Annotated in this window: 7 protein-coding genes and 1 pseudogene; 2 read left to right on the top strand and 6 right to left on the bottom strand. The window is 73.8% G+C overall.

Annotated features, from left to right (window positions below; translation table 11 throughout):
- Positions 1–36: 36 nt before the first annotated feature.
- Positions 37–405, bottom strand: coding sequence for a hypothetical protein (locus AB0O00_RS27000; RefSeq protein ID WP_363655991.1), 369 nt, complete (start codon positions 403–405; stop codon positions 37–39).
- Positions 406–496: 91 nt separating this feature from the next.
- Between AB0O00_RS27000 and sigJ the strand changes: the two genes are divergently transcribed.
- Both sigJ and AB0O00_RS26990 read left to right on the top strand, forming a co-directional pair.
- Positions 497–1,369: an RNA polymerase sigma factor SigJ gene (gene sigJ, locus AB0O00_RS26995; protein ID WP_363655989.1), complete on the top strand. Its 873-nt coding sequence runs from the start codon at positions 497–499 to the stop codon at positions 1,367–1,369.
- Positions 1,370–1,451: 82 nt separating this feature from the next.
- Positions 1,452–2,561 carry a hypothetical protein gene (locus AB0O00_RS26990; RefSeq protein ID WP_363655987.1) on the top strand — a complete coding sequence of 370 codons (1,110 nt, stop codon included), beginning with the start codon at positions 1,452–1,454 and terminating at the stop codon, positions 2,559–2,561.
- 61 nt (positions 2,562–2,622) lie between these two features.
- Here AB0O00_RS26990 and AB0O00_RS26985 read toward each other — a convergent pair whose 3' ends face one another.
- From AB0O00_RS26985 to AB0O00_RS26965, 5 genes and pseudogenes are all read right to left on the bottom strand, one after another.
- Positions 2,623–2,856, bottom strand: a complete 234-nt coding sequence (locus AB0O00_RS26985) for a hypothetical protein (protein WP_363655985.1) — start codon at positions 2,854–2,856, stop codon at positions 2,623–2,625.
- 261 nt (positions 2,857–3,117) lie between these two features.
- Positions 3,118–4,017, bottom strand: a complete 900-nt coding sequence (locus AB0O00_RS26980) for a Gfo/Idh/MocA family oxidoreductase (RefSeq protein ID WP_363655993.1) — start codon at positions 4,015–4,017, stop codon at positions 3,118–3,120.
- 33 nt (positions 4,018–4,050) lie between these two features.
- Entirely contained in the window at positions 4,051–4,719 is a 669-nt protein-coding gene (locus AB0O00_RS26975; RefSeq protein ID WP_363655983.1) for an O-methyltransferase, read from the bottom strand.
- A 109-nt stretch (positions 4,720–4,828) separates the two neighbouring features.
- Entirely contained in the window at positions 4,829–5,500 is a 672-nt protein-coding gene (locus AB0O00_RS26970) for a DedA family protein (RefSeq protein WP_363655981.1), read from the bottom strand.
- 275 nt (positions 5,501–5,775) lie between these two features.
- A pseudogene (locus tag AB0O00_RS26965) lies at positions 5,776–6,109 on the bottom strand (hypothetical protein); the annotation flags it as partial.

Genomic DNA, 6,109 nt, shown 5'->3' with positions numbered 1-6,109 from the left:
ACTCGCGCGCGCCGAGCAAAAGGGGCGACGATCGGTTCACCGCCTCGCCAGCGCCAGCACGCTCAGGCCGAACATCGCTACGCCCAGCGGCAGATGGACCGACGGGACGTGGGCGATGCCGAGGACGACCTGGGCGGATGCGAGGAGTAGGAAGCCGGACGCCTCCCAGACCGGCCGCAGCGGGCCGCCACCCGGCTTCCAGGCCAGCACCGCCGCCAGCACGTACAGCATCGACGCCGCGTACATCACGCGGGCGCCGACGCTGTGCAGCGTCTCTCCGTAGGACGCGGTCAGCAGCAGCCCGGCGGAGGCGGCCTGCAGGAAGATGGTCAGGGTCTGGAGCGCGATCGCGATCCGCAGCAGCGGAAACGGGCGCCGCACCGTCGTCGTCCGGGTGGTGGCCATGGCTCGGTCCTCTCTTCTGTAAGGTCTCACCAGCCCGACGACGCGGGCCCGCGAAAGGTAAGGCGAGAGGTAAGGCGAGAGGCGGTCGGGCATGGGGGCGGCAGAGGACGGCATAGCCGGCGAGCGGCACCAACTGGTCAATGTCGCCTACCGGTTGCTCGGCTCCCTCGCCGAGTCCGAGGACGCCGTCCAGGAGGCCTACGCCCGCTGGTACGCGCTGCCCGGTGGCCGGCGCGACGAGATCGTGTCGCCCGGCGCGTGGCTGACGACGGTGACCGGCCGCATCTGCCTGGACGTGCTCGGCTCGGCGCGGGCCCGCCGCGAGCGGTACGTCGGCGTCTGGCTGCCGGAACCGCTGCCCGAGCGGGGCGGGGGCCGGGAGAGCCTCGCCGACCAGATCGTCCTGGACGAATCGGTGGCCATGGCGTTCCTCGTCGTCCTGGAGTCGATGACGCCCGCCGAACGGGTGGCGTTCGTCCTGCACGACGTGTTCCGGTACCCGTTCGCCGAGATCGCCGGCGTCCTCGGCCGCACCCCTGCGGCCTGCAAGCAGCTGGCGGCCTCCGCCCGCCGACGGGTGGGCACCACTCCCATCCGCGGAACAGCCGCCGGGCAGGCCGACACCGTACGGCGCGTCAAGGAGGCCTGGGAGAACAAGGACGTCCCGGCCCTCGTCGCCGTGCTCGACCCCGCCGCCGTGATGACCGCCGACGGGGGCGGGATGGTCGGCACCGTCCTGCGCCCGGTCGAGGGCGGCGCGCGGATCGCCCGGTACATGCTCGCCATCGCCGACATGGCGCCGGGGCTGGAGCTCCTGGAGCGGTCGGTCAACGGCGCGCCGGGTCTGATGGCCCGGCGCGGCGGCGTCGTTGTGACGGTGGCGGCGTTCGACGTCGCCGACGGCCGGGTCACCCGGATCTGGGCGGTCCGCAACCCGGAGAAGCTCCGGCCGTGGGCGCCCTGAGAGCAACCCGGGGCATCCGGGACCGCCCCGCCGACCGTCGCCCGGCGGCGCGGCCGACCTGGGCGACCGCCAGAATGGCCGCATGAGGTTGATCCACACCATCGCCGGCGTGCTCGTGCTCCTGCTCGTCATCGGCAGCATCCTGCGCACGCTCGTCGTGCCGCGCGGCCTGTACTCGGCGCTGGTGTTCCGGCTCTGGTCCGCGCTCCGGATGGCGCTGCGGCTGTGGGCCGCGCCCTTCGGCACCTACCGGGCGCAGGACCGGGCACTGACCTGGCTCGCGCCGCTGGTGCTGCTGGGCATGCTCGGGGTGTGGCTCAGCGGGATGCTGCTCGCGTACACGCTGCTGCTGCACGGCACGTCGGAGCTCGACTGGTCCATCTCTTTCCGCGAAGCCGGGTCCAGCCTCTTCACCCTCGGCTTCGCGAGCGGCGACCGCCTGCGCCTGTCCGTGATCGACTTCCTCGCCGCCGCCAGCGGCCCGCTGGTGATCGCCCTGCAGATCGCCTACCTGCCCACCCTGTACGCCGCCTACCAGCGGCGCGAGACCGAGGTGACGCTGCTCCAGTCGCGGGCCGGCGAGCCAGCGTGGGGACCGGAGCTGCTCGCCCGGCAGTCCCTCGTGGACACCGAGACGGCCCTGCCCCAGCTCTACCGGGACTGGGAGCGGCTGGCCGCCGACATCGGCGAGAGCCACTCCAACTACCCCGTGCTGCTCTCCTTCCGCTCCCCGCAGCCCAACCGCAGCTGGGTCGTCGGCCTGATCGCCGTCATGGACGCCGCCGCCCTCCACCTCGCCCTGTGCCCGCGCTCGGCACCGGCCGAGGCCCGCCTGGTGATCCGCGCCGGCTTCACCGCGATGCGGGACATCGCCCGGGCCCTGCGCGTCGACTTCGACCCCGACCCGGACCCGGCGACGCCGATCCGCCTCACCTACGCCGAGTACCTCGGTGCCGTCGCGATGGTCACCGCCGCCGGCTTCCCCCGCGAACGCCCGGTCGAGGACGCCTGGCGCCACTTCCACGGCTGGCGCGTCAACTACGAGGCCCTCGCCTACGAACTCGCCCGCCGCAGCGACGCCGTACCCGCCCTCTGGACCGGCCCCCGCGACTTCCACGCCCCCGTCATCCCCCCGGCCCGCCCCACCGACCGCCGCCCCGACCAGCCCCGCCCGCCCCTTCCTCCGGCGTGACGAACCTCCCGGATCGGGCGGTGAGCGCCCTGGCCTCCTGACGGCCGGCAGGCCTTCGATGTCACGAGACGCGGACGGCCTCCAGGATGCTGCGGTAACCGGCGTCGCCGAGATTTCCCGGGGAAAGGTAGAGCCTCCGGCCGTTGCTGCCGGTGACGAGCCGCGGGTAGGCGCCCAAGGCCGGTACGGCGGCCTCCCAGACGGGTGCGGCGCTCTTGCGGACAACGATCCACGCGTCCCGCTCGATTGCTTGCCGGACGAGTTGCCGGGTGAAGCCGCTGGTGGGCAGCGTCACGCCAAGCCGACTGTGCCGGCGCGAGTGGTAGCCATGGATCTGGATGGCAGCCACGCCATGGGCGAGGGCCACGGGGTCCGCATCGTTCTTGAGTTGCTTGGTGAGCTCGTGCCACCAGTTGTGGCCGGGGGTTCCGCGGGTTTCGTCCCGTATCCAGTGGTGGGGGGGTGCCGGCCGGGGCGTGGTGCTGAGCTCGGACGAGGGCGTCGATTTCCGGCCGCGCGAACCAATGCCGTGACCCGGGTCGGACGGTGACCCGGCTCAGACCTCGACGGGCGCCGAGGACTCCAGCGAACGCTCGGCCGCCGCGAGGATCTCCACCACGCGCAGGCCGAACTCCGCGTCGCACGCGTGCCGTTCGCCCGTGCGCGCGGAGGCCTGGAGGGCGTCGAGGGCGCGGTGCAGGGCCGCGATCGGGCCCTCGCCGCGCTCCGGCAGGTGCGCGACGCCATGCTCGCCGCGGATCTCCATGCCCGTGCCGCCGGCCGCGACCGGCGCCGTCAGGCTGAGCGCCAGCGTGCTGGACGCGCCGCCCGCGTGGCGCAGCACCAGGTGGATGCTGTCGAGCGGGCCCGCCACGGCCGTGACCTGCGTCGCGTCGCCGAGGACGGGCAGCAGCACGGACAGCGCGTGCGGGCCGACGTCCCACAGTGCGCCCTTCTCCTGGCGCCACGGCGACGCCGCGTACGGGCTGCCGCTGCCGGGGGCGAACACCGAGCCGAGCCAGTCGGAGCGGCCGGTGAACCAGCCGCCCAGCGCGGCCTGCTGCTCGATCCACGGGATCTGGTCGCCGCCGAAGCGGACGGTGAAGAACACGACGGACGCGACGCCGTGCCGCCGGACGGCCTCGGTCACCCGGCGCGCGTCCGGGACGGTCAGCGCGACCGGCTTGTCGAGCAGGAGGTGGCAGCCGGCCTCGGCGGCGCGCACCGCGAGGTCGGCCTGGACGGTCGGCGGCAGCGCGATCGACACCGCGTCCACCTCGGCGAGCAGCTTGTCGAGGTCCGCGTACCCGGGGACCCCGTGCGTCGCGCCGAGCGCCGTGGCGGCCTCGGGGCGCCGCCCCCACACACCCGCGAACTCCAGCCCGGGGTGGTCGGCGAGGACGGGCGCGTGCACCCGCTCCGCCCAGGGGCCGGTGCCCAGCAGTCCGATCCGCACAGGGTCCTCCAAGGTCTTGCGTCTTGCGGTGGTTCAGTTCTGCACGCGCGCCAGCGTGAAGCCGTCGTAGCCCTTGCTGCCGACGGTCTGCACGGACGTCGCGGTGACGCGCGGCTCGGCCGCGATCACGTCGTGCAGCCTACGCGTGGCGACGACGGCGGGGTCGGTGCTGGCGGCGTCCGCGACGGCGCCGCCGCGCACGACGTTGTCGACGACGATCAGCGAGCCCGGCCTGGTCAGCCGGAGCGCCCAGGCGAAGTACGCGGGGTTGTTGACCTTGTCGGCGTCGATGAAGACGAGGTCGAAGGGCTCGCCGCCCTCGGCCCCGATCGCCTCCAGCGAGTCGAGGGCGCTGCCGAGGCGCACCTCGGCGACCTTGTCCAGCCCGGCGCGGGCGAGGTTGCCGCGGGCCACCTCGGCGTGCTTCGGGTCGATCTCCAGGGTGATCAGCGTGCCGTCCGCCGGGAGGGCGCGGGCCAGCCAGATCGCGCTGTAGCCGCCGAGCGTGCCGACCTCCAGGATCCGCCGGGCCCCGGCGGTCAGCGCCAGCAGGTGCAGGAGCTTGCCCTGGTTCGGGGCGACGGCGATGTGCGGCAGGCCCGCCGCGTCGGCGGCGGCCTGCGCGGCCTCCAGGACGGGGTCGTGGCCGACCAGCGTGTCCGAGAAGTACGCGTCCACGGCGTCCCAGGTCGGCTGCGTCATCGGGGCCTCCAGTGCTCGGTTCGGTGCGGGCTGTACGTGCGGTACGCGCGGTGCGCGGTCACACGCTACTCCGCACCACCGACAGCACGCCCGGCCTTCCGACGCAACGTCAGTCCGCCACCGGCTCCTTGACGCCCTCGGACTTCCCGGCCCGCGCCGCCTCCGCGGCCTCGTGCGCGGCGTGCGCCTTGGCCGCGCGCCGCTTCATGAACCACGCCGAGCCGGCGCCCACGACGACGGCCGCCGCCAGACCGGCCCACGAGAAGCGCGACAGCCACGGCTCGATGCTCTTGCCGACCTTGTAGACCAGCAGGGTCGTGCCGCCGGCCCAGACGACGCCGCCCAGCACGTTGGCGATCAGGAACTTCCAGTACGGCATCTTCAGCGCGCCCGCCAGCGGCCCCGCGAAGATGCGCAGCAGCGCGATGAACCGGCCGAAGAAGACCGCCCACATGCCCCAGCGCTGGAAGGAGCGCTCGGCGGTGGCCAGGTGGGAGGGCCCGAAGTGCTTGGGGAACCTGCGGCCGAGCTTCTCGAACAGCGGCTTGCCGCCCTTGCGCCCGATCGAGTAGCCGATCGAGTCGCCGATGATCGCACCGGCGATCGCGACGCCGGCGATGCCCCAGGGGCTCACGACGCCCTTGACCGCCATCAGCGTCGCCGTGACCAGCGCGATCTCGCCGGGCAGCGGGATGCCCAGCGACTCCAGACCGATGATCAAGCCCACGAGGCCGTACACGGCGCCCGGGGGGACGCTCTCGATCCAGGCGTCGATGTGCAAGGCCAGTACCTCCGTGGCAGGTCGGTGCGGGCGCGCCCCTGAGCGGTGCGCCCGTCCCGGCGGTCATCCGATGGCGGCGCTCGGGCCGCTCCCCCTCTGACCAGGCAGCCTAACGTGCCGGCCGGGCGTGCAGTCCCCGCCGATCGCCTGGTCTTACCGGGTCTTACGACGTACGGGCCGCGGCGGAGGTTCCGGTACCGTCGGGCGAATCCCACGATTTGGCAAAGTCCGGTGCGACCACGGACGGCCTGCCGTTCATACGGGCGGGCGAGCGGTCACGCCCCGCCGTCGGCGGTTCGCTCCGTCACGAGCACGACCTGCTCCGCCGCGGCGCGCGCCGTGGCCAGGGCCTCCGCCGGTTCCGCGTGGACGGCCCGGCAGTAGAGCACGCGGGAACCCGAGTCGGCGAGCTCGGCGCTCACCGCGTCGCCGAGGTCCTTGACGAGCTCCACCTCGACCACCCCGGTCCGCGCCCGCGCCGGTTCCAGTCCTTCGACGCCGGTCAGCAGGCCGTCCTCGGCGGCGCCGACGAACCAGATGGCCGCGCCCGCCTTCGGGTGGCGGGTCAGCGTGTCCCGCAGCTCCGGGAGCACCTGCTGCCCGGCGGCC

Source organism: Kitasatospora sp. NPDC093558, from assembly GCF_040683475.1.
Taxonomy (GTDB): Bacteria; Actinomycetota; Actinomycetes; order Streptomycetales; family Streptomycetaceae; genus Kitasatospora.
Note: the sequence above shows the minus strand (reverse complement) of the source record. Positions and strands in the feature narration are given on the sequence as shown.

Excerpts from the sequence above, each read along its gene's own strand:
- AB0O00_RS27000 (WP_363655991.1), bottom strand. The coding sequence starts at position 405 with ATGGCCACCACCCGGACGACGACGGTGCGGCGCCCGTTTCCGCTGCTG.
- AB0O00_RS26975 (WP_363655983.1), bottom strand. The coding sequence starts at position 4,719 with ATGACGCAGCCGACCTGGGACGCCGTGGACGCGTACTTCTCGGACACG.
- AB0O00_RS26990 (WP_363655987.1), top strand. The coding sequence starts at position 1,452 with ATGAGGTTGATCCACACCATCGCCGGCGTGCTCGTGCTCCTGCTCGTC.
- sigJ (WP_363655989.1), top strand. The coding sequence starts at position 497 with ATGGGGGCGGCAGAGGACGGCATAGCCGGCGAGCGGCACCAACTGGTC.